The sequence below is a fragment of the Streptococcus sp. CCH8-H5 genome, assembly GCF_001556505.1.
Classification (GTDB): domain Bacteria; phylum Bacillota; class Bacilli; order Lactobacillales; family Streptococcaceae; genus Streptococcus.
On record NZ_LSIZ01000139.1, the window covers coordinates 1 to 24292 of the forward strand.

The window sequence follows — 24292 nt, forward strand, 5'->3', positions numbered from 1 at the left end:
AAATCATGTCAGATAAAACGAACATGGAACTTGAAGCAGAAGATTCTGGTGTTCTTTTGAAGATTACGCGTCAGGCTGGTGAAACAGTACCAGTTACTGAGGTTATTGGTTATATTGGAGCGGAGGGTGAAGTTGTGGCTGATAATGCAGCCAGTGCACCTGTTGCAGAAGCAACTGCTCAATTAGAATCTGCTGGTCTTGAAGTTCCTAAAGCTCCTGCCACAGCTGCTCCAGCAGCTACTGCAGAAAAAGCACCACTTGCTGATAATGAGTACGATATTATTGTTGTCGGTGGTGGTCCTGCTGGTTACTATTCTGCCATTCGTGGGGCACAACTTGGTGGTAAGGTTGCTATCATTGAAAAATCTGAATTTGGTGGAACATGTTTGAATAAAGGATGTATTCCAACTAAGACCTACCTTAAAAATGCAGAAATCCTTGATGGGCTTAAGATTGCTGCAGGTCGTGGTATCAACCTAGCGTCAACAAACTACACTATCGATATGGATAAGACTGTTGACTTTAAGAACTCTGTTGTTAAGACACTTACTGGTGGTGTTCAAGGTCTTTTGAAGGCTAACAAGGTTACTATTTTCAATGGTCTTGGTCAAGTTAACCCAGATAAGACAGTTACTATTGGTTCAGAAACAATCAAGGGACGTAATATTATCCTTGCGACTGGATCAAAAGTTTCACGTATCAATATCCCTGGAATTGAGTCACAACTTGTGATGACATCAGATGATATCCTTGACTTGCGTGAATTGCCTAAATCACTTGCTGTTATGGGTGGTGGTGTCGTTGGTATCGAACTTGGTCTTGTTTATGCTTCATACGGTGTAGAAGTAACTGTTGTTGAGATGGCTGACCGCATTATCCCTGCTATGGATAAAGAAGTATCACTTGAACTTCAAAAAATCCTTGCTAAGAAGGGCATGAAGATTATGACTTCTGTTGGTGTTTCTGAAATTGTTGAAGCTAACAACCAATTGACCCTTAAACTCAATAATGGTGAAGAGATTGTAGCTGATCGCGCCCTTCTTTCAATCGGTCGTGTTCCTCAGTTGGATGGTCTTGAAAATCTTAACCTTGAATTAGATCGTGGTCGTATCAAAGTGAATGCTTATCAAGAAACATCAATCCCTGGTATCTATGCACCGGGTGATGTAAACGGAACTAAGATGCTTGCTCACGCTGCTTACCGTATGGGTGAAGTTGCGGCTGAAAATGCTATGCATGGTAACGTTCGTAAGGCTCACCTTGACTACACACCAGCTGCTGTATACACACACCCAGAAGTCGCAATGTGTGGTCTTACTGAAGAAGATGCACGCGCTAAATATGGTGATGTACTCATTGGTAAATCAAGCTTTGCTGGTAATGGACGCGCTATTGCTTCAAACGAAGCTCAAGGTTTTGTTAAAGTCGTTGCAGATGCGAAGTACCATGAAATCCTTGGTGTTCATATCATTGGACCGGCTGCAGCTGAATTGATTAACGAAGCGTCAACAATTATGGAAAATGAATTGACTGTAGATGAGCTCTTGCAATCTATCCACGGTCACCCAACCTTCTCTGAAAACATGTACGAAGCCTTTGCTGATGTACTTGGAGAAGCTATCCATAACCCACCAAAACGTAAATAAAGATAAATTAAATTCTCGGACAAAGGTTCGGGAATTTTTTCATACATTTTCATTTGTATTTATTTGAAAAAATCGTTACGGATTTTCAATAGTTTTATAGAAACATACGAATAATAAGTTAAAGAGTTTTCTATCAAGAGAGAAAGTTTGTTTATAATTTTATAATATTTCTATTTTATTTAGAAAATTTTTAATAATAACCTTTCCACGAGAGTTTTTCTGTGGTAAAATGGTTCAAGTATTACAAATGCAAAAGGAAAGTTAAATGCGAACAAAAGATTTTATCTACTATGCTAGTGCGGCTGTTCTCTTGGCTGTAACTACTCAGGTTGCTCAAGCAGACGAAGTGGCAACACAAACGCCTTCTATTACTGAAGGAAATCAGTATCAACCTGCGACAGCGGCTGAGATTTTTGGTGGAGAAGCAGCCTTACCTGTAACTCCTAGTTCAACGGTTTCAGCACCCGCAGCTTCGAGTGAAGTGACAAAAGCTAGTGCTCCAGCGGTATCTACGTCTCCTGCTTCACAGAGTTCCGAGGCTGCAACGGCATCAACTTCGGTAGCTAACTCTACTGTTGCTGCAACATCAAATTCAGTTGCGACTTCTGTAGTAAGTTCAGAAAGTGCTACAGCTTCTACAAGTGCGACAAATTCTGAAACGTCAAACAGCACTGTAGCAACACCTGCTAAATTAACGAATTCTACGGATGTTCCTTCGCCAACCCTTAAGGTTCAACCGAAGACTTTTATCGATGTCAGCAGCCATAATGGTGAAATCAGTGTAGATGACTATCGTGCTCTTGCACGCCAAGGTGTTGGTGGTGTCGTTGTCAAGTTGACTGAGGATACTTGGTACAACAACCCTAAAGCACCATCACAAGTTCGCAATGCTCAAATTGCCGATCTTCAAGTATCTACCTATCATTTTTCTCGATACACAACAGAGGAAGAAGCACGTGCAGAGGCTCGTTTCTACATTCAAGCTGCACAAAACCTTAACCTTCCAAAGAGTACTGTTATGGTTAACGATTTCGAAGACTCTAAGATGCTTCCAAATATCAACCGTAACACTCAAGCTTGGGTTAACGAAATGCGTAAGCATGGATACAACAACTTGATGTTCTATACAAGTGCTAGCTGGTTGGATGAGAACAATCTAGGCTATCGTGGACCTGTCTCAACCTCTCAATTTGGTATTGAAAATTTCTGGGTCGCACAGTACCCATCATCAACTCTTACAGCAACGAACGCCAAAAACATGCGCTATAATGCCAAAACTGGTGCATGGCAGTTTACAGCTACGGCTAATCTCTTGTCAGGTAAACATGTCTTCGACCACAGCGTGGATTATACAGGACGTTTCACAGCTAATGCTAGTGCTGAGGTTGATGCAACTCAAGGCAATTTGAGTGGAACCATTTCTATTGTCAACAATAATCCAACTGTTGGTAGCTTTGATGTAGTCATCTCTAATGTCAAAGCACCAAATGGTGTTGAAACAGTCTCTGTTCCAATTTGGTCAGAAATTAATGGTCAAGATGACATTATCTGGTATACTGCTAACCGTCAAAATAATGGAACTTATACAGTAAACGTTAAGGCTTCAGCGCATAAAAACTCGACAGGGCTTTATAATATCCACCTTTATTATGTTCAAAAAGATGGTCAATTGACGGGTGTTGGTGGAACAACTACGCAAGTCTTCATTGGTAAGACACCTGAGCAGTTGAAACCTAAAGCAAGTTTTGCTATTGAAAACAATAATGCTAAGGCTGGAACTTTTGACGCCGTTATCACTAATATCTCAGCACCACTAGGTGTTAAAGAAGTTTTGGTGCCATCATGGAGTCTTGAAAATGGTCAAGACGACCTTATTTGGCATAAGGCGACTAAGCAAACTGATGGCAGCTATCGTGTAACCATTAAGGCAAGTGAGCATAAGGGCACTAAAGGAAATTACCGTGCCGATGCTTATATCGTGGATAACTCTAACAATCGCCATTATATTGCTGAAAAAGTAGTGGCTGTTGATTATGCTCGACCAAGTGGTCTCCTTACGATTGAAAACAACAATACTGCAGCAGGTACTTTTGATGCCGTTGTTCGTAACATTGTTGCTCCTACAGGTTTGAAAGAAGTTCTTGTTCCTTCATGGAGTTTAGCTGGTGGTCAAGACGACCTTATCTGGCATAAGGCAACTCGTCAAGCCGATGGTTCTTACCGAGTGACTATCAAAGCAACGGATCATAAGAATTCAACTGGTAAATACCGTGCCGACGCCTACCTTGTAGATGACTCTAACAAACGTTTCTACCTTACTGAAAAAGTGGTAGAAGTTACTCAAACTCGTCCTAGTGCAAGCCTCTTTATTGAAAATAATAATGCCGATTTAGGTACTTTTGACGCTGTTATCCGCAATATCGTAGCACCAAATGGGGTTAAGGAAGTTTTAGTTCCTTCATGGAGTCTCGTTAATGGACAAGATGATCTCGTTTGGCACAAGGCTAGTCGTCAATCTGATGGTAGTTATCGTGTAACAATCAAGTCTAGTGAGCATAAGAATTCACTAGGAAATTACCGTGCTGACGTTTACATCGTAGATAATGCCAACCAACGTCATTATGTCACTGAAACCATTGTAGACGTAAAACATAATAAGCCAGTCGGTACTATTTCAGTTGTTAATAACAATAATGATACTGGTACTTTTGATGTCATTATCAGTGATGTTTATAGTCCTAAAGGTGTTCGCACTGTTCAAGTACCTATTTGGTCTGAAAAAGACGGACAAGATGATATTCGTTGGTATGAAGCAACACGTCAAGCTAATGGTACTTATACGGTAAATGTTCAAGCTACTAACCACAAAAATTCAACAGGTTTGTACAATATTCATTTGTACTACATTTTAAATGATGGGTCACAAGTTGGTGTAGGAGGGACAACGACAACAGTTGAATTCCGTAATGCTAAGACTAAAACGCAAACCTATATCACTAATGTTAATTCAGAAGCAGGTAGTTTTACAGTTGTTGTTGATCAAGCTCCACAAGGACGTCAGATTAAGAATATTCGTGTAGCTGTATGGTCTGAGAGCAACCAAGGAAACCTTTCTTGGTACAATACAGCACCTACTGGAACACATACTGAAATCAATGTTTCGACTGTTAATCATAAGAATCTCATTGGTAACTATACGACTCACGTTTATGTGGACTATGTAGACAATACTGTAGATGGATTTAACCTTGGTGAGACAGCTCTTGCTCCACGTAATCGTCGTTTATAAGCCTGAACCGCTTTTTATTCAAAACATAAACTTCGATGGATTTATAAGTGATATGGTGCTAAAAAATGAATTTATCAAGTTGTCTTCTTCAAGTCATGTCCTCTATAGATATGAAGGAAACTAATTTACATATTAGCTTTCTTATACTAAAATACAAATTTATTCAATTTAACTAACGCCAATAACAATGGTTGGTATTCTTTGGATTACATTCACGGTGTTCAGAGTCGAGATGTAATGGATACTAAACTTGGTGCACCATTCTTCTCAATCTTTGCTTAATCTGATATATAATTAATAAATCGAGGGAATCTGATGGTTCTCTCTTTTTAATAATCTCGCAGAGAAAACGCTTACATAAATCTAATCTAAATGGTATATTAAAAAACATGAAAACGTTAACAAAAAGGAGTTAGTATGAAAAGGAATACTCAAACTAATGACGAAAAAGTCCTTCGTTATAGTCTTCGCAAGTACAAGTTAGGGTTGGCTTCTGTAACCATTGGAGCTGTTTTTTTGAGCTTTGCTGCTACTCATGGAGTCAAGGCAGAAGAAGTAGTGTCAACACCTGCCTCAAGTACACAGGTAGAATCAGCTGATTCTAGTCTTACCACCAGTGGTCTAGTAACTGAAACGCCAACAGCTCCTCTAACAGCTGAGAATACCACAGTGTCCAAGGAAAATGAGCCAGTTTCTCTTCCAGCAGAAAATACTAGCCGTACTGAGCCTACCAAGCTAACTGAAACTAGCGAAAACACGCCAAAAATAGTAAGTACTAATAATAGTCAAGCTCTCACTAATGCATCTGAGGAACCTATTGCTGAGGGGTCTATTCGCTTGCATTTCCAAGAGTTGCCAAGTCAGGATAAGGCATCACTTGGGCTTTGGACTTGGGATGATGTGGAGACGCCATCATCTCAGAAAGGTGCTTGGCCAACAGGAGCAACCTCATTTGCAGAAGCCAAACAGGATGATTATGGTGTCTACTTGGATGTGAAGTTGTCTTCAACACCTAAAAAACTTAGCTTCCTTATTAATAATGCCGCTGGAACGAACCTTTCAGGGGATAAAGCAGTGGAAATTCTTAGCCCTCAAATGAATGAGGCTTGGATTGACAAGGATTTTCAAGTTTACAGTTATCAACCTATCCCTCAAGATCACGTTCGTATCAATTATTTCCGTACGGATGGCGACTATAGTAATAAGTCTGTCTGGTATTGGGGTGATGTTAAGGACGCTCCAAGTAATTGGCCTGATGGTGTCAATTTCCAACCAAATGGTAAGTATGGTGCCTATTTAGACATTCCGCTAACCGAGGCTGCTAAATCTATCGGATTTTTACTCTTAGATGAGAGCAAAATAGGAGATGATGTGAAAATTCAACCAAATGATTATAAATTTAGTGACTTGAAAAAAACTCGTCAGCTTTTCGTACGAGATACTGATACGACAGTCTACACCAACCCTTATTTTGTTAAGGATGTGCGTTTGACTGGAGCTCAGCAGCTTAGTCCAAGCCAAATCGAACTTAGCTTCACCAATTTAGAAGATGTTTCATCTGAGGATATTCTCAAAGACCTAAAGGTGACAGACAAGGATGGTAACAGTGCAACTCTTAAACAGCTTGAGTTGGATGCTAAACTCAAAAAAGCTACATTAACAGGTGATTTTGCTGCGGAAAATCTACCTTACAAGGTCACTTTGGGTAATGATAGTTTTAAAACGTCTGAGAGTTGGCAATTGAAGGATGCGCTCTACAGTTACGATGGTGAATTGGGTGCCCGTCTTCAAGAGAATGGTACTAAGGCACATGTGACACTTTGGTCACCAAGTGCAGATCAAGTAGATATCATTGTCTATGATAAGAATAATCAAGACATGGTTCTTGCTGAACATGCCCTAAGCAAAGGACCTCGAGGGACTTGGCAAGCTGACTTGCTTGCGACTGATCTTGGTTTGGAAAACTTAACAGGTTATTTCTATCAATATCGCATTAAACGTGGTGATCAGTCAGTAATCGTTTTGGATCCTTATGCTAAGTCTTTGGCTGCTTGGAATAGTGACGATGCCAGCAAGGGACCTGAACACAAGATTGCCAAGGCTGCCTTTGTAGATCCTGCTAATTATGGACCAAAAGATCTTGACTACGCTAAGATTCCAAACTTTAAATCTCGAGAAGATGCCATCATTTATGAGGCTCATGTCCGAGATTTCACTTCTGATAAGGCTATCTCAGCTGAATTGAAACACCAGTTTGGGACTTTTGCAGCCTTTGCAGAGCGTTTGGATTATCTTAAAGATCTCGGTGTTACCCATATTCAGCTTTTACCAGTATTAAGCTACTATTTTGTCAATGAAATGCAAAATGGGAAGCGTTTGGATGCCTATGCATCAAGTGATAGTAACTACAACTGGGGCTATGATCCACAAAACTATTTCTCTTTGACGGGTATGTATTCTGAAAACCCAAGTGAACCAGCTAAACGTATCGAAGAATTCAAGAATTTAGTTGCTGCTATTCATGCCCACGGTATGGGCGTTATCTTGGATGTGGTCTATAATCATACAGCTAAGACAGCTATTTTTGAAGACCTTGAGCCAAATTATTATCACTTTATGGATGCTGATGGCACTCCTCGTTCGAGTTTTGGAGGGGGGCGTCTAGGCACGACTCACTATATGAGTCGTCGTGTCTTAGTGGATTCGATTGCTTATCTTACTAAAGAATACAAGGTGGATGGTTTCCGTTTTGATATGATGGGTGACCATGATGCTGAAAGTATCGAGCAAGCTTATCATACAGCACGCGCTCTAAATCCAAATCTTATTATGCTTGGTGAGGGCTGGGTGACTTATACTGGCGATGAAAACAGCGCTGTTCAGCCTGCCGATCAGTCTTGGATGAAAGACACAGATACCGTAGCTGTATTTTCAGACGATATTCGAAACACCCTCAAATCTGGTTATCCAAACGAGGGGACACCTGCCTTTATCACAGGTGGCAAACGTGACATTAATAAGGTCTTTGACAATATCAAGGCACAACCAACTAACTTCGAGGCTGATTCTCCAGGTGATGTGATTCAATATATTGCTGCTCACGATAATTTGACCCTTTTTGATATTATTGCCCAATCAATCAAGAAGGATCCAAGCAAGCCTGAGAATAATGCTGAAATTCATCGTCGCTTGCGTCTAGGAAACCTCATGGTCTTGACTGCTCAGGGAACACCATTTATTCACTCTGGTCAGGAATACGGCCGCACCAAACAGTTCCGTGATCCTGCCTACCGTTATCCTGTGTCTGAGGACAAGGTGCCGAATAAGTCACATCTCTTAGTGGATGAAAAGGGCAATCCATTTGACTATCCTTACTTCATCCATGATTCTTATGATTCAAGTGATGCGGTTAACCATTTTGACTGGACTAAGGCGACTGATAGCCAGACCTTCCCAGAAAATACGAAAACGCGTGCCTTTACCAAAGGTTTGATCGCCTTACGTAAGTCGACAGATGCCTTCAATTTCAAATCAAAAGCAGATGTAGATGCACGTCTAACGCTATTGACAGTTCTTGGTCAGGACAATGTCGCTCAAGAAGATTTGGTATTGGGATACCAAACTGTTGCTTCGAATGGAGATCGTTACCTTGTCTATGTCAATGCTGATAGCAAGGCTCGTCAGTTTGATTTGAGCAAGATTACAAATGGCCTATCTTATATGGTTTTGGCAGATGGCAGTCAAGTCAATTTATCTGGAATTAGTGAGTTATCAGGTGTGACAATCAACAATCACATCTTGACCTTGGATCCACTAACAGCGACTATTATTCGTTTGACTAATGCTCAGACGCCAACTGAGGCAGTAGATCAGCCTTCTGAAAAGACCGGGTCATTTGGTGGTAAAGATACTGAAGCAACTAAAGCAAATGTCAAGGCTTCAGGTAAAGAGGACCTTGTTGGAGATGCTGAACTTGTTAATCGTGACAATGGTCAGGCTAAGACTGAAGCTAGTCGTCAGACTGATAAACAACTGCCATACACTGGTGAAAAGACAAATCGTGGACTCTTTTTAGCAGGTCTTCTAAGCATTCTTAGCCTAGGATTCCTTAGAAAACGACGGATGAAATAAATAAGTGACAACAGGTTATTTCCTGTTGTTTTCTTTTATTTAGAATCATTCTTATCTGCTCTTTAGAATAGTTCTTAAATAGCCTAAAACCGTTGACAGTGCTGGTTTCTTCTGTTAGTTTAGATATGTTCTCTTACATACGAGAGATCATTATTGACTTATCATCGTTCGTTCTTTATTAATGATAAAACGACGATTCACATATATAACGACAAATGTCGAACACTATCTTGAAAATAGGAGACATTCATGAAAAAACTTAGCAAACTTGGTGTTGTTCTTTTGGCATCAGGACTTTTATTGACGGCTTGTGCCAAATCTGGTAATTCAAGTAATTCAAGTTCAACTAGCCCAAAACTCACAGCCAGTGAGCAAAAGCAATTGAAGCAGGCCACAAGTGATTATAAGACTTTCGTTGAAGGCGAAATTGATCAGCTTTTGAAAGATACTGAAGGATTCAGTGAAACCCTCAAGTCAGGAAATCTTGAAGAAGCTAAGAAACAATATCCATTGATTCGTATGGCTTACGAGCGTTCAGAGCCGATTGCAGAAAGCTTTGGTGAGTCTGACGTGAAAATCGACTACCGTTTGGTTGATTACATGGACGAAAATAAATCAGAAGACGGTTGGTCAGGGTTCCACCGTATCGAACGTATCATGTGGCAAGATAACACGACAGAGGGTACAGCTGCCTATGTAGATCAATTGGTTAACGATATTAAGGAACTCAAGGCTAAAATTGCAACTGTTAAAGTTACTCCAGATATCATGCTGACGGGTGCTGTAGACCTTCTTAATGAAGTTGCCACTCAAAAGATTACAGGTGAAGAAGAGGTCTTCTCACACACTGATCTTTACGACTTCCGTGCCAATATTGAGGGAGCGGAAAAAATCTTTGAACTTTTCAAGCCGTTGATCCAAAAGAAAGATGCTAAACTTGTTAAGACTCTGGAAACTGAATTCAAGAATGTGAATGGTCTTTTGGACAAACACATGACTGATGAGAAAAACTATAAGTCTTATACAGATTTGAGTGAGGCAGATACTAAGGAATTGGCCGAAGCTGTAACTAAACTTGGTGAACCATTATCACAAATGGGTGTTATCCTAGATGGGAAGTAAGAAAAATGACTGACGAAAAATTTTTAGATCAAAAAATGGACCGTCGTGAATTTCTTAAAAAAGCAGGTATTGGAGGGGCTGGGCTTGCGCTTGGTCTTTCTGGTGCATCTGCTTTTTTCGCTAATCAGGATAGTTCAAGTAAAAAGGCTTATGATGGTGATGAAGATATTAGCTTCTTTGGCAAGCACCAGGCTGGGATTACGACTCCTATGCAGAAGGCTTGCTACTTGGTGGTGCTAGATCTTCATACAACCGATAAAAAAGAAGTCATCCAGCTTTTTAAAGACTGGACCGATTATAGTAGTAAATTGGTCGAAGGAGAGTTAGTCAAAAAAGATGGTTCTAATGCCCTCTTGCCTCCTACGGATACAGGCGAAACGGTGGGACTCAATCCCTATCGCCTGAGTCTGACTTTTGGAGTTTCGGCTGATTTTCTTAAAAAACTTGGTTTAGAATCCAAACGTCCTAAGCTCTTCCGTGATTTGCCTCCATTTCCTAAGGAGCAGTTGCAGGACAAGTATACGGGTGGAGATATCGTTATTCAAGCCTGTGCAGATGATGAACAAGTAGCTTTCCACGCTGTCCGCAATCTGATTCGTAAAGGTCGTAATAAAATCACCATGAAGTGGAGCAAATCAGGGTTTGCAGCCATCGGAGACCGCAAGGAAACGCCTCGAAATCTTTTTGGTTTCAAGGACGGTACTGCCAATGTTACGACAGAAAAGGAATTCGACAAGGTTGTCTGGACTGATAGTAAAGATTGGATGAAGGGTGGTTCTTATATGGCTCTTCGTCTGGTACAGATGCACCTTGAAACTTGGGATCGTACTAATTTGCAAGAGCAGGAAAACACCTTTGGTCGTTACAAGGAATCAGGCGCTCCCTTTGGTAAGAAAGATGAGTTTGATGAAGTAGATTTATCTAAACTTCCTGTAGATTCGCATGTCCGTTTGGCTAAAGAAGTAGACCTTCCTATCTTACGTCGTTCATATTCTTATTCAGATGGCATTGATGAGAGAACTGGCCAGTTTGATTCAGGTTTGATTTTCATTGCCTACCAGAAGGATCCAGACCGTTTTGTTAAAATTCAGACCAATCTTGGTGCTGTAGACAAGATGAACGAGTACATCACCCATATCGGAAGTGGGCTCTTTGCTTGCTTTGCTGGGGTGGAGAAAGGAGGCTACCTTGGTCAAGCACTCTTTGAATAAACTCCTCGTTTTGCTTGGGCTTCTGGCCTTATTCTGGACCTATCCAGTAGCTGCTGAATCATACAGTGACCTCTATATCAAAATTACAGATGCGACAACAGCTGTTCAAAATAAAGATCAAGCTAAAGCTAAGGAATTGGTTGCTGAGATTAAGACTGATTTCGAAACAAAAGAAAATCACGATTCCAAGGCAGGTAAAAAAGTTAGCAAGGCTCTTGATATTAAGGGTGACGTGACAGAAGAGGACCTAACCTCCATTTCGTCAGCCCTTCTTAAATTTGAGAAAGAGCAAAATCCTGTTGATTTAGATGCCGAAAAGGAAAAACTTGAAACACGCCTAGAGCCTTATTTCAAAAACTTACAGGATGCCATTACGGCCAAAGACCTGGCTGCAACACGCAAAACTTACAGTGAATTAAATAATGCTTGGACGAGAAATGAAGCTGTTGTCCGTGACCACAGTACTGCCTACTACGGCAAGATTGAGACGGCCATTTCACTTTTGCGAAGTAGCATTGAGACGGAGCCTACTGATTTCACCAGCATCCAGTCATCTTATGATGATCTCAAGAGTGGGATTGATGACTTTATCAAGGGTGTCCCTCTTGATAGCACAAGCTCAAGTTTAACCCTAAAAGATGGTATTAAGCTCTTGGAAAAGGCTCTAGGTCAATTCCAAGCAGGTGATGAAAAAACGGCTGCGGCAACTATGAAGAAGTTCATCACTATCTGGCCAACCATTGAAGGCGATGTAAGCACAACTAATCCAAGCCTTTATACGCGTGTGGAAAGTGAAACACCTGTTATCATGGTTAAGGGAAAAGAAAAAGCTTATCAGGACAAACTGCAAGCCTTGATCACAGACTTATCTGCTATTGATACAAGTGCTTCTTATAATGCCTTTGATGCCATGTTGATTCTCTTACGTGAAGGGGTTGAAGCCCTCCTCATTGTTATGGCACTTGTGACAACTCTTAAGGCAGCCAAGATGCGTAAGGGACTCAAATGGGTTTATGGCGGAGCCATTGCTGGTGTTCTTGCTAGCGCAGTTATAGCTGTTATCTTACAAGTTGTCTTTCCAGCTGTGACCTCGGGGGCTAACCGTGAAATTATTGAAGGTGGCGTTGGTATCTTTGCAGTTGCGATGATGATTCTGATTGGAATTTGGCTCCATAGCAAGTCTTCAGTCAAACAGTGGAATGACTTTATGGATCGCCAGATGAAGACGGTGACGGCTACTGGAAGCTTTGTGTCCATGTTTGCACTCAGTTTCTTGGCTGTCTTCCGTGAAGGTGCCGAGACTATTCTTTTCTATGTCGGTATTGTCCCACGTATCACGACAGCTAATTTCTTGATTGGTATTGCTTCAGCCATTGCAGTTCTTGTTATCATTGCTGTGGCTATGACTAAAGCGAGTCACTATATTAAACCGCACCGCATTTTCTTTATTTTGACTTGGTTGATTTATGCCTTGGCCTTCAAGATGCTCGGTGTCAGTCTTCATGCCCTTCAGTTAACTAATATGATGTCTAATCATTTGATTAGTGGTTTCCCAACAATTGATTGGGCTGGTATCTATCCAAGCTGGGAAGTCTTGATTCCACAACTTATCTTTCTTGCTATTATTGCCTTTGTGACGGTGAAACAGCATGGCAAGAAATAAAGATGAGATGACTATTGTTGAGCATCTGGTGGAATTTCGGAGACGTTTCATTGCAGTAGTGTTATGCTTTTTCCTAGTTTTTTGTATTACTCTGTTGTTTGCTGGGCAACTCTATGCTTATCTAACCAGAGGATTTGACAAGCCTTTATTAGTTCTAGGGCCTAACGATATTCTTTGGATTTACATTAACCTAGCAAGTCTTATGGCTTTTACGGTGACGCTGCCTTTTACCACTTACCAGATTTGGCAGTTTGTGAAACCAGGTTTAAGGGACAATGAAGCGCGTGCTATCTTTGCTTATATCCCAGCAACTTTTGTCTGTTTTGTATTGGGCTTGGCTTTTGGTTATTATTTTGTGAGTCCAGCTATCTTAGAAGTGCTTTTAAAACTAGGCGAAGGGCTCTTTGATACACAAATTACAGCACAGAACTACCTTAGTTTTTTACTGCATACGACAGTGCCTTTGGCTGTTCTCTTTGAACTTCCCGTAGTTGTGAGTTTTTTGACATCTATCGGCATAATAACACCAGTTTTTCTGACACACTATAGACGCTATGCTTACTTTATTCTCTTGGTTTTGGCGGTCATTCTAACACCAGCTGACTTTATCAGTGACCTGGCCATGACGGCACCCTTAATCTTGCTTTATGAAGTTAGCGTAACTCTAAGTAAGCTCATTTATAAACGTAAACAAAGAAAATATAAAGATAAATAGAAAGGAAATCTCATGGGAATTCTACGTGATATCGGAGCCCCAGGACTTATCATTATTGTTCTAGGAGCCCTCCTCATATTTGGTCCTAAACGCTTGCCAGAACTCGGGCAATCCATCGGTAAAATGCTAGCCGAATTTAAAGCAGCTGTAAATAAGACTGATGAAGATAAAAAGGATCAAGAGACTGGGAAGAAAGACTAGTTCCTAGATACTCTATTTTCTTGACAATTCTAAGCTTTTGTGACATAATACACTTGTATTGAATAGTAAGTCTATATCATAGGCAAGAAAAGACCCCAAGCTAACTTCCACATAAGCTCGGGGTCTTTTTTAGCACTATCTATCCTTGTTTAACCACTTGTCGATCAGACGAAGGATAACACCGACCACAATAGGTCCGATGATAGTTTTGAATAGTAAATCCATCATAGGCAAACTCACCTCCCTTCGTAGGCGGTGTCGAGGTGCCAAGGGATATTATATCATAGATTGAGAGAGTTGTTTAGTGAGTGTCAGGAAGTAAAAGTTAAAAGGTAGTTTGATCATGCCATACAAAAAAATCAGCCTTCTTGAGCTGATTTTTTTATTTTACAAACTGATACGTTTTTCTGTCTCAGCGTCGAAGAAATGACCTTTTGCAACACTGAAAGTAAGATTTACTTTTTCACCTGGATTGTGGAAGTCACGCGCATCAACACGGGCAGCAAATTCAGTTTCTCCAAGTTTTAGGTAAAGCATTGTTTCTGCACCAAGGAGCTCTGAAACGACGACTTCAGCATCTACATTGGCATCTGGATATACTTCTTGAACGATTGGACGGCTTGAAACATCTTCAGGACGGATACCAAAGATAACTTCTTTGCCTTGATAACCTGTTTCTTTCAAGATTTTAGCTTGACCTTCAGAAATTGCAATATCCAAGCCTTCAGAGTTAGTGATACGGTTGCCATCAACCTTAACATTGAAGAAGTTCATAGCAGGACTTCCGATAAATCCAGCAACAAATTTGTTGGCTGGTTCATTGTAAAGTTCCTGAGGTGTACCAATTTGTTCGATACGACCGATAGTACCAGAACCATCAGGATTTTTAGTAGAACTCATGATAACGATACGGTCAGCAAGAGTCATGGCTTCTGTTTGGTCGTGAGTAACATAGATGGTTGTTGCGCCAATATTACGAGTAATTTTAGCAATTTCAGCACGCATAGTGACACGAAGTTTAGCATCCAAGTTTGAGAGAGGTTCATCCATGAGGAAGACTTTAGCATCACGAACGATGGCACGTCCCATAGCTACACGCTGACGTTGACCACCAGAAAGGTCTGCCGGCTTACGATCTAAGAACTCAGTCAACCCAAGGCTAGCAGCAGCTTCACGCACACGTTTGTCGATATCGTCTTTTTTATATTTACGAAGTTTAAGACCAAAGGCCATATTTTCATAAACAGTCATGTGTGGGTAAAGTGCGTAGTTTTGGAATACCATGGCAATGTCACGGTCTTTTGGTGATTTGTCATTAACCACTTCACCATCAATATAGAGTTTACCTTCACTGATTTCTTCAAGACCAGCAACCATACGGAGAGTTGTTGATTTACCACATCCTGAAGGACCTACGAAAACGATGAATTCCTTGTCTTTGATGTCGATACTGAAATCTTCAACAGAGTAGTGAGTTGCATTTGGGTATTTTTTGTAAATTTTATCCAGTTTAAGAGTTGTCATATCATTTATCCTTTATTATTTAACTGATCCGCCGGTTACACCTTCAACATAGTATTTCTGCATGAAGATAAAGAGAAGGGTGATTGGGATGGCGATGATAATAGCACCTGAGGTAAATGGAAGGAACCATTCATTGATAGCGTCTTGGTTAAGCATTTGGTAGAGTCCAAGGGCAACGGTATATTTATCTTTAACGTCACCAAGGATAACAGATGCAAAGATGAAGTCTACCCAAGGTCCCATGAAGGCCATGAGGGCAGTGTAGACGATGATTGGTTTAGAAAGTGGCAAGGTAATCTTGGTAAAGATTTGAAGACGAGTTGCCCCATCAATCATTGCTGATTCATCCAATGAGTAAGGAATGGTATCAAAGAAACCTTTCGCAATGTAGAAACCAAGTGCTGCCCCAGCAGAATAAACCAAAACCAAAGATGTCAAGGTTTGTGTCAAATTAAGGGCCTTCAAAATATAGTAGACCGCAATCATAGACATGAAACCAGGGAACATGTTAAGTACAAGTGCCAATTTCAAGAAGCCATTTCTGTGTTTGAATTTAATACGGCTAAGTGAGTAGGCCATCCCAACGGTAATCAAAGTTGAGAGGATACATGTACATGTGGCAACGATGAAGGTATTGATGAACCATTTTCCAAATGGATAAGCATCGCTGGTAAACAGTTTGATGTAGTTATTAAATGTGTAAGACTTAGGGAAGAAGTAAGGCACCGCATTGGCTCCTTCACCACGGAAACTTGTAAGGAAGATCCAGATAATAGGAATCAACCAGATAACAGCTAGAACTGTCAATAGAATATAAGTACCAGTTAGGTAAAGATTTTTCTTACGTTTCATTATTTAGCAGCCCCTTCCTTGAATGAAGATGATCTTGTGTAGGCCAAGAGACTGAATGTTGCAGAGATGGCGAAAATCAAGATACCGATAACAGATGCCAAGTTGTAGTCTTTAGCGCTAACAGTCAGTTTGTAGAGCCAAGTTACCAAGAGGTCAGTTGAACCCGCTTGATAGTATTCAGAATTTTTAGGTCCACCACCAGTAAGGAAGTAGATAACGTTGAAGTTATTGATATTACCGATGAATTGTTGAATCAATGATGGTGCCATAATCAAGAGAATTTGTGGGAAAGTGATGCTCTTGAAGATTTGGAACTTGCTTGCTCCATCAATTTCAGCTGCTTCAATCTGCTCAGTTGGCAAGTTCATGATGATACCAGTTGCGACCAACATTGTGAATGGAATACCAATCCACATATTAACAAAGATAATAGAGAACTTCGCCCAGAGAGGATCAGTCAAGAATGGAATAGGTCCATTAGTGAGATGCAAGGTTTGAAGCAAACCATTCAAAGGACCATGGTCATTAAGGAAGTTACGCATCAAAAGAAGTGATACAAACTGAGGAACGGCGATAGTGATAACAAAGAGTGTACGCCATACTTTCTTGAATTTAAGGCCCTTAGTGTTAAGCAAGAGGGCAAGGACAATACCGAAGAAGAAAGTAGTTGCTGTTGCAGCAACAGCCCAAATCAAGGTCCATGTCAAAAGTGGGAAGAAAGTACCAGCCATTCGACCTTGTAAAACTTCACCAAAACTTGAGAAACCAACCCAGTCAAAGAGTGATTTAGGTGCTGGGTGATTGTGGTCAAAGTTAGTAAAGGCCAAACAGATCATATAAATCAAAGGCAAGATTGTGAAGAGCAAAACCCCAATCAAAGGGACAGTCATAAGACCCATGTGGAAACGGCCATCAGCCAAGGTCTTGAAGTCTTCGATAAAGTTAGGAACTTTACGTCCAGACTGTTTGAGGGCTATGAGATGGCGAGCGCTTTTAAGGTTACACCAGTAAATATAAGCGAAGACTGCACAGAAGATTAATGACGCAAGTCCAAAAATCAACATAAGCATTGAATTATCTCCAGCAACCTGAACTGTAAGTTTAACGCCATTAACTTCTTTAACGGCCTCACCTTGTTCTTGAGTTCCCAAAGTAACCATTCCTTGAAGAGCTGGGACAATTTGAATAACGAATGCTACTAAGAAGGCAATCTCAGAAAGGAGGAAAAGCAATCCCTTGGTAAACTGTTTGTTAACCAAGTTTGCTAATCCCATTACCAGAAAGGATAATTTGACATCCCATGTACCTTCTTTGAAGACTTGGCGCATAGGAGTTGTGTCGTAGATTGTTTGTGACATAGATATCTCCTCAGATAAATGTGTGATTAGTGATGGTTTCTATTTTGTCTACAAATAAAAGATAAAGAGGATAGGAACTTGACCCACCTCTTTACCTTGTCATTGTTAGGATTCTTATTTAGCCGCTGCCAAATCTTTATCAAATTGTTGTAATTTAGTAAGGAATTGGTCTTCCTTGATTTTACCGTTATAAGCGTCACTCATAAGAGCAGCACTTTCAGTCCAGAAGACTGACATTTGACTAAGTTTAGGCATAACAGTTGTGTACTGATCAGATGAACCCATAGTAATTACAGCTTGTGCAAGTGCATCCTTTTGAACAGCTTCAGAAGCCTGAACTTCTTTGTTGGCTGGGATGATGTGACGGTCTTCATTAGTGAATTGGTTATTTTGACTGTCTTTGCTTGTCAAAGCTTGTGCCAATTGGTAAGAAGCAGCAATACGTTCAGCGTTACCTTTAGATGGTGTTTGGTTAACTGCGTAAAGTTTTACACCCATGAAGGCTTTTTGTTGAACGTCTTGACCACCGATATTAACTGTTGGGTAAACAGCAATACCAAGATTGTCTTTACCGACAGCTTTAGCAGCTGCAGCGTAGTCCCATGGTCCTGATTGGAAAGCATCAACAGAACCATCTTCGAATTTAGCCATCATGTTAGCTGAATCAACATTAACAAATCCTTTGTTGTCTTTTTGAGCTGCGATGAATTTAAGAACGTTCACACCAGCTTCATTGCCCCAGTTAGTCCCTTTAACATCTTCACCGTTAGGGCCAAAGAGTGTGTCACCAACTGAAAGGAAGAGAGGACCAGTTACATAAGCATTAACTTCTTTCAAGTTGCTACCAAATTTAGCTTTAGAAGTGATTGTTTCATATGATTTAACATCTTCTTCGTTAAGTTTAGATTTATTGTAGTATGTAACTTGTGTTTCAATACCGTATGGGAAGGCGTAAGTTTTACCTTTGTATTGAGCACCTACAGTAGCTTGCTCAGTATCTTGATCAGCAATTTCTTTTGAGTATTGCTCTGGGATTTCTTGGATAGCTCCAGCGTCTACCAATTTACCGAGTTGGTCATGTGGAAGTGAGAAGACATCTGCAGCAGTAGAAGCATCCTTAGTCAAGTTTTCTTGAGCATTTGGATCTTCCATTTCAACCATATCAACTTTGTAACCAGATTTCTTTTCAAACTGTGCTACTGTATCTGAGTAAGATTTCTTAGCGCCAGTTGGTACCCAAAGTTTCAAAGTCTTGCTATCTGAACTTGAGCTCTTGCTTGAGTTTGACCCACAAGCTACCAAGAGCGATCCAGCCACAAGTAATCCAGCACTACCAAGTAATACCTTTTGCCATTTTTTCATTTCTATTTCCTCCAGAAATTTAGTTTACGATAATCATTATGCAACCGTTTCCACAATCTGTCAAGTATTTTGTAAAAAAAATTATTTTTTTTGCAAACGATTGCAGAAAACACCTATTTAGTTTATAATTGTTCTTATATTTTACAACTATAAAGAAATATTTATGAGAATGAGAGGGAAATGATGGCTACAATTAAAGATGTTGCTAAGAAGGCTGGAGTCAGCCCATCAACGGTAAGTAGGACATTAAAGGATAACCCGGCTATATCAGAAGAAACCAAAAATAAAGTAAGAGCAGCTATGGAAGAATTAGGTTATGTACCAAACTCAGCAGCACAAATGTTGGCAACAGGCTTAACTCATAGTTTAGGTGTTGTTCTTCCTCCCTTAACAGACCGTGAAAATATCAGCCAGCCCTTCTATATGGAGATTTTAACAGCAATCAATGAAGAGGCTAGTTGTCATTCTCAGGTCGTTAGTATTGCTACGGGTGCTACTCTAGAGGAATTAGTCAAGCAAGTTGAGCTCATGCATCGCCAAAAACGGGCAGATGGCTTTATAATTCTCTATTCAGAAAAGAAAGATCCGGTTAAAGATTACTTATTAAAACAAAAAGTACCTTTTGTAGTGGTTGGAGCAGCAGTGGATAATGAAAATAAAGTAACCTATATTGATAATGATAATAAGGAATTAGGTCATGAAGCTGTGAACTACTTACAGGCAAAAGGTCACCGAAAGATTGGTTTTGTCACAGACGATTTATTTGGGCAAGTAGGACAGGAACGTTATCAAGGGTATCAGGAAGCGGCAGACAATCTAAATTTGGATGTTTTACCTGAACTTGTATTTTCAGCTCGAACAATCGAGACTTTTAAAAAGGAATTGGAAAGATTTTCTCCGACAGCTTTGATTGTTAAGGATGACCTAATTGCCCTTCGTCTCATTCAATGGTTAAACAACCAAGGATTTAGAGTTCCTGAAGATTATGCCATTATTTCTTTCAATAATTCGACTTTTGCTGAAATCATGCATCCTTTCTTGACCACATTTGACATTAATATTCAGGCACTAGCTAAAGAAAGTGTTCAAAACCTTCTTGGGATTCTTAAAGCGACTAAGATTAAGTCGCAAAAAGTCATTATTCCATTTAAACTTATAGAAAGAGAAAGCGTCTGAACTTATCCCTAATAGGTTAAGGAGCATCCAAGTAGTTGGTTAGAAAAACAGCCGGCTACTTTTTTCGTTTAAAAAGAAACCTATTTTTTCGAATTCAATAGAAATAAAGATTTAAGAAAATACTCCCGTAATGTAAGCGCTTGTTTTACGAACTTTATTTTAAAGAGCTATAAATTTTTTTATTTTTTTGTTAAAAATTCTTGACTAATGCAAACGTTTGCATTATAATAATAAGTGTAAAAAATAATTTGAGGTAAACGTTATGAACAAACGAGCAAGCGGTGTTTTGATGCACATCACATCACTTCCAGGTGACTACGGGATCGGATCTTTCGGTCAAGCAGCCTATGACTTTGTTGATTTCTTAAAAGAAACAAAACAAACTTACTGGCAGATTTTGCCACTTACTACAACAAGTTATGGGGATTCACCTTACCAATCATTCTCAGCGGTAGCAGGAAATACACACTTTATCGATTTGGATTTCCTTATTCGTGACAAATTTTTAACTAAAGCTGATGTTAAAAACGCTGACTTTGGGTCAGATCCTGAGTTTATTGACTATGCTAAAGTTTACGAAGCACGTCGTCCAATTCTTGAAAAAGCAGTTAAAGCAATTTTAGCAGATAAGAAAGAAACTAAAAGATTCGAATCTTTTAAAACTAAAAATGCTAACTGGTTAGCTGATTATGCTGATTTCATGGCTATTAAAGAACACTTCGATAACAAAGCACTTCAAGATTGGGATGATAAAAAAGCAGTTAAACGCGATGAAGCAACTCTTGAGAAACTTCGCAAAGAACTTGCTGATGTTATCACATATCACCAAGTGGTACAATACCTCTTCTTTAGCCAATGGGCAGAACTAAAAGCTTATGCTAACAAAAATGGTATTCAAATCATCGGTGACATGCCAATCTACATTTCAGCTGATAGTGTTGAAGTTTGGACGCAACCACATCTCTTCAAACTAGACGCTGAATGTAAACCGCGTTACATTGCAGGAGTTCCACCTGATAACTTCTCAGCAACTGGTCAACTTTGGGGTAACCCAATCTATGCTTGGGATAAACACAAAGCTGAAAATTATGCTTGGTGGGTATTCCGTATTCAAGAATCATTTAAACTTTATGATTACTTGCGTATTGACCACTTCAAAGGGTTCTCTGACTTCTGGGAAATTCCTGGAGGTGATGAAACTGCTGAAAATGGTGAATGGGTTCCTGGACCTGGTTATGACCTTTTCAAAGTGGTTAAAGAAGAATTGGGTGATCTTAAAATCATTGCCGAAGACCTTGGTAACATTGATGATAAGACACGTAAACTTCTTGCAGACTGTGGTTACCCTGGAATGAAGATCGTTCAATTTGGATTCTACGATACTACTGGAAACAGCATTGACATTCCACACGTATACACACAACATTCAGTTGCCTACACAGGTACACATGATAACGAAGTAATCAACGGTTGGTACGACAACTTGACGCAAGAGCAACGTGATTATACTGATGCATACATCAACCGTCGTCAAGGTGAACCAATCACACGTGCTCTTCTTCGCACCCTTTTTGCTACTGTAAGCAACACAGCTATTGCGACTATGCAGGATATCCTTGATAAACCTGAAAATAGCCGTACAAACTTCCCTAACACTGTTGGTGAAAACTGGAAATGGCGTATGCTCCCAGGTGAAATCACTGTCGACAAGAAAGAATTTTTGACAGACATTACAGAAAGATATAATCGAGGTAATAACTAAAATGGCTACATTTACACAATATGTTGAAGCAAAAAACAAAAATCTTAAGGACCTTTCAAACGAAGAAATCTACTATCTTTTGTTGGAATTCGTAAAAGAAGCAGCTGCTCCAAAACCTAAAAACGATAGCAAACGTAAAGTTTACTATATCTCAGCTGAATTCTTGATCGGTAAACTTTTGTCTAACAACTTGATCAACTTGGGCATCTACAAGGATGTTAAAGCTGAATTGGATGCTGCTGGTAAATCAATCAGCGAAATTGAAGACGTTGAACCAGAACCATCTCTTGGTAACGGTGGTTTGGGTCGTTTGGCTTCATGTTTCATCGACTCTATGGCAACACTTGGCATCAACGGTGAAGGTGTTGGTCTTAACTACCACTGTGGTCTTTTCAAACAAGTCTTCAAAGACAACAAACAAGATGCAGAACCAAACTACTGGATTGAAGATCAATCATGGTTGGTACCAACTGATATCTCTTATGATGTTCCATTCAAAAACTTCACATTGAAATCACGTTTGGATCGTTTGGATATCTTGGGTTATAAGAAAGAAACTAAGAACTACCTTAACCTCTTTGACATCAATGGTGTGGACTACGATTTGATTGATAAAGGAATCACTTTTGATCAAGACGAAATCCAAAAGAACTTGACACTTTTCCTTTACCCTGATGACTCAACTCGTAAAGGTGAGCTCTTGCGTATCTACCAACAATACTTCATGGTATCAAACGCTGCTCAACTTTTGATCGACGAAGCTATCGAACGTGGATCTAACCTTCACGACCTTCCAGATTACGCTTACGTACAAATCAACGATACTCACCCATCAATGGTAATTCCAGAATTGATCCGTCTTTTGACAGAAAAACATGGATTTGAATTTGATGAAGCAGTAGCAATCGTAAGCAAAATGGTTGGTTACACAAACCACACTATCTTGGCTGAAGCCCTTGAAAAATGGCCTCTTGACTACCTTGAAGAAGTTGTTCCACACCTTGTTGTTATCATCAAGAAATTGGATGCTATCATTCGTGAAAAATTCGAAGATCCACGTGTTCAAATCATTGACAAAGACAAACGTGTTCACATGGCACACATGGATATCCACTTCTCTACAAGCGTTAACGGTGTAGCAGCACTTCACACAGAAATCCTTAAATCTTCTGAGTTGAAACCATTCTACGACCTTTACCCAGAACGCTTCAACAACAAAACAAACGGTATTACATTCCGTCGTTGGTTGGAGTTCTCAAACCAAGAACTTGCTGATTACATCAAAGAATTGATTGGTGATGGTTACCTTACCGACGCAACTCAATTGGAAAAATTGGCTGCCTTTGCAGATGATCCAGCAGTTCACAAACGTTTGGCTGAAATCAAATATGATAACAAGTTGTCACTTAAACGTTATCTTAAAGCCAACAAAGGTATCGATCTTGATGAAAACTCAATCATTGATACTCAAATCAAACGTTTCCACGAATACAAACGTCAACAAATGAACGCTTTGTATGTCATCCACAAATACTTGGAAATCAAAAAAGGAAACCTTCCAAAACGTAAAATCACTATCATCTTTGGTGGTAAAGCAGCTCCTGCTTACGTTATTGCGCAAGACATCATCCACTTGATCTTGTCACTTTCTGAACTCATCAACAATGATCCAGAAGTAAGCAAATACCTCAACGTTCACTTGGTTGAAAACTATAACGTTACAGTCGCTGAACACCTTATTCCAGCAACTGATATCTCAGAACAAATCTCATTGGCTTCTAAAGAAGCTTCAGGTACAGGTAACATGAAATTCATGCTTAACGGTGCCCTCACTCTTGGTACAATGGACGGTGCCAACGTTGAGATTGCTGAATTGGTAGGACCAGAAAACATCTTCACGTTCGGTAAAGACTCTGATACAATCATCGACCTTTACGAAAAAGAAGGTTATGTATCACGTGATTACTACAAAAAAGATGCTAACATCAAAGCAGCTGTTGACTTTATCGTAAGCGAAGATCTTGTTAAACTTGGTGATAAAGAACGCTTGGAACGTCTCCACAAAGAACTTATCTCTAAAGACTGGTTCATGACATTGATTGACTTGGCTGAATACATCGACAAGAAAGAAGAAGTATACGCAGCTTACGAAGATCAAGATGCATGGAACAAAAAAGTTGTTTACAACATCGCTGAAGCAGGATTCTTCTCATCTGACCGTACAATCGAACAGTATGACAAAGACATCTGGCACACAAAATAAAAATCTAGTTGCATAGA

Annotated in this window: 16 protein-coding genes; 11 read left to right on the top strand and 5 right to left on the bottom strand. The window is 39.9% G+C overall.

The features are described 5' to 3' along the window. The 8 genes from lpdA to AX663_RS09015 form a co-directional block, all read left to right on the top strand. On the top strand, positions 1-1646 hold a 1646-nt coding region (gene lpdA, locus AX663_RS08980; RefSeq protein WP_060973268.1), incomplete at its 5' end, for a dihydrolipoyl dehydrogenase. Between the two features lie 265 nt (positions 1647-1911). Then, positions 1912-4935, top strand: a complete 3024-nt coding sequence (locus AX663_RS08985) for a GBS Bsp-like repeat-containing protein (protein ID WP_082759661.1) — start codon at positions 1912-1914, stop codon at positions 4933-4935. A 417-nt stretch (positions 4936-5352) separates the two neighbouring features. Next, complete coding sequence (locus tag AX663_RS08990; RefSeq protein ID WP_060973269.1) at positions 5353-9066, top strand: pullulanase; 3714 nt, start codon at positions 5353-5355, stop codon at positions 9064-9066. A gap of 249 nt (positions 9067-9315) precedes the next feature. Next, positions 9316-10188: an iron uptake system protein EfeO gene (gene efeO / locus AX663_RS08995; RefSeq protein ID WP_013990617.1), complete on the top strand. Its 873-nt coding sequence runs from the start codon at positions 9316-9318 to the stop codon at positions 10186-10188. 5 nt (positions 10189-10193) lie between these two features. Next, positions 10194-11399 (top strand): iron uptake transporter deferrochelatase/peroxidase subunit, encoded by a 1206-nt coding sequence (gene efeB, locus AX663_RS09000; RefSeq protein ID WP_037600625.1) that lies wholly within the window; start codon positions 10194-10196, stop codon positions 11397-11399. After that, on the top strand, positions 11377-13062 hold the full coding sequence (locus AX663_RS09005) for an FTR1 family iron permease (protein WP_060973270.1): 1686 nt from the start codon (positions 11377-11379) through the stop codon (positions 13060-13062). The genes efeB and AX663_RS09005 overlap by 23 nt, the downstream gene beginning before the upstream one ends. Then, entirely contained in the window at positions 13049-13777 is a 729-nt protein-coding gene (gene tatC, locus AX663_RS09010; RefSeq protein ID WP_060973271.1) for a twin-arginine translocase subunit TatC, read from the top strand. The genes AX663_RS09005 and tatC overlap by 14 nt, the downstream gene beginning before the upstream one ends. 12 nt (positions 13778-13789) lie before the next feature. Next, positions 13790-13978 (top strand): twin-arginine translocase TatA/TatE family subunit, encoded by a 189-nt coding sequence (locus AX663_RS09015; protein WP_002890941.1) that lies wholly within the window; start codon positions 13790-13792, stop codon positions 13976-13978. Between the two features lie 135 nt (positions 13979-14113). Here the strand turns inward: AX663_RS09015 and AX663_RS10465 are convergent, their stop codons facing one another. The 5 genes from AX663_RS10465 to AX663_RS09035 all read right to left on the bottom strand — a co-directional run bounded on the left by AX663_RS10465 (position 14114) and on the right by AX663_RS09035 (position 19074). Next, the gene (locus AX663_RS10465) at positions 14114-14206 is read right to left on the bottom strand and encodes a type I toxin-antitoxin system Fst family toxin (RefSeq protein WP_004182539.1); all 93 of its coding nucleotides are present in this window, start codon (positions 14204-14206) and stop codon (positions 14114-14116) included. Positions 14207-14365: 159 nt separating this feature from the next. Continuing rightward, the gene (locus AX663_RS09020) at positions 14366-15502 is read right to left on the bottom strand and encodes an ABC transporter ATP-binding protein (RefSeq protein WP_038676008.1); all 1137 of its coding nucleotides are present in this window, start codon (positions 15500-15502) and stop codon (positions 14366-14368) included. Between the two features lie 15 nt (positions 15503-15517). After that, a complete protein-coding gene (locus AX663_RS09025; RefSeq protein WP_060973272.1) occupies positions 15518-16354 on the bottom strand; it encodes a sugar ABC transporter permease in 837 nt (278 codons plus the stop codon). Beyond that, on the bottom strand, positions 16354-17712 hold the full coding sequence (locus tag AX663_RS09030; protein WP_060973273.1) for a carbohydrate ABC transporter permease: 1359 nt from the start codon (positions 17710-17712) through the stop codon (positions 16354-16356). The genes AX663_RS09025 and AX663_RS09030 overlap by 1 nt, the downstream gene beginning before the upstream one ends. 114 nt (positions 17713-17826) lie before the next feature. After that, positions 17827-19074: an extracellular solute-binding protein gene (locus tag AX663_RS09035; RefSeq protein WP_060973274.1), complete on the bottom strand. Its 1248-nt coding sequence runs from the start codon at positions 19072-19074 to the stop codon at positions 17827-17829. 183 nt (positions 19075-19257) lie between these two features. On the opposite strand from AX663_RS09035, the gene AX663_RS09040 reads away from it, so the two are divergent. The 3 genes from AX663_RS09040 (at position 19258) to glgP (ending at position 24275) form a co-directional block, all read left to right on the top strand. Beyond that, the gene (locus AX663_RS09040) at positions 19258-20250 is read left to right on the top strand and encodes a LacI family DNA-binding transcriptional regulator (protein WP_060973322.1); all 993 of its coding nucleotides are present in this window, start codon (positions 19258-19260) and stop codon (positions 20248-20250) included. A 262-nt stretch (positions 20251-20512) separates the two neighbouring features. After that, positions 20513-22012: a 4-alpha-glucanotransferase gene (malQ, locus tag AX663_RS09045; protein ID WP_060973275.1), complete on the top strand. Its 1500-nt coding sequence runs from the start codon at positions 20513-20515 to the stop codon at positions 22010-22012. Between the two features lies 1 nt (position 22013). After that, complete coding sequence (gene glgP, locus AX663_RS09050; RefSeq protein WP_060973276.1) at positions 22014-24275, top strand: glycogen/starch/alpha-glucan family phosphorylase; 2262 nt, start codon at positions 22014-22016, stop codon at positions 24273-24275. Positions 24276-24292 lie beyond the last annotated feature (17 nt).

Excerpts from the sequence above, each read along its gene's own strand:
- efeO (WP_013990617.1), top strand. The coding sequence starts at position 9,316 with ATGAAAAAACTTAGCAAACTTGGTGTTGTTCTTTTGGCATCAGGACTT.
- AX663_RS09015 (WP_002890941.1), top strand. The coding sequence starts at position 13,790 with ATGGGAATTCTACGTGATATCGGAGCCCCAGGACTTATCATTATTGTT.
- tatC (WP_060973271.1), top strand. The coding sequence starts at position 13,049 with ATGGCAAGAAATAAAGATGAGATGACTATTGTTGAGCATCTGGTGGAA.
- AX663_RS09030 (WP_060973273.1), bottom strand. The coding sequence starts at position 17,712 with ATGTCACAAACAATCTACGACACAACTCCTATGCGCCAAGTCTTCAAA.
- AX663_RS09035 (WP_060973274.1), bottom strand. The coding sequence starts at position 19,074 with ATGAAAAAATGGCAAAAGGTATTACTTGGTAGTGCTGGATTACTTGTG.
- malQ (WP_060973275.1), top strand. The coding sequence starts at position 20,513 with ATGAACAAACGAGCAAGCGGTGTTTTGATGCACATCACATCACTTCCA.
- glgP (WP_060973276.1), top strand. The coding sequence starts at position 22,014 with ATGGCTACATTTACACAATATGTTGAAGCAAAAAACAAAAATCTTAAG.
- AX663_RS08990 (WP_060973269.1), top strand. The coding sequence starts at position 5,353 with ATGAAAAGGAATACTCAAACTAATGACGAAAAAGTCCTTCGTTATAGT.
- AX663_RS10465 (WP_004182539.1), bottom strand. The coding sequence starts at position 14,206 with ATGATGGATTTACTATTCAAAACTATCATCGGACCTATTGTGGTCGGT.
- efeB (WP_037600625.1), top strand. The coding sequence starts at position 10,194 with ATGACTGACGAAAAATTTTTAGATCAAAAAATGGACCGTCGTGAATTT.
- AX663_RS09020 (WP_038676008.1), bottom strand. The coding sequence starts at position 15,502 with ATGACAACTCTTAAACTGGATAAAATTTACAAAAAATACCCAAATGCA.
- AX663_RS09040 (WP_060973322.1), top strand. The coding sequence starts at position 19,258 with ATGGCTACAATTAAAGATGTTGCTAAGAAGGCTGGAGTCAGCCCATCA.
- AX663_RS08985 (WP_082759661.1), top strand. The coding sequence starts at position 1,912 with ATGCGAACAAAAGATTTTATCTACTATGCTAGTGCGGCTGTTCTCTTG.
- AX663_RS09025 (WP_060973272.1), bottom strand. The coding sequence starts at position 16,354 with ATGAAACGTAAGAAAAATCTTTACCTAACTGGTACTTATATTCTATTG.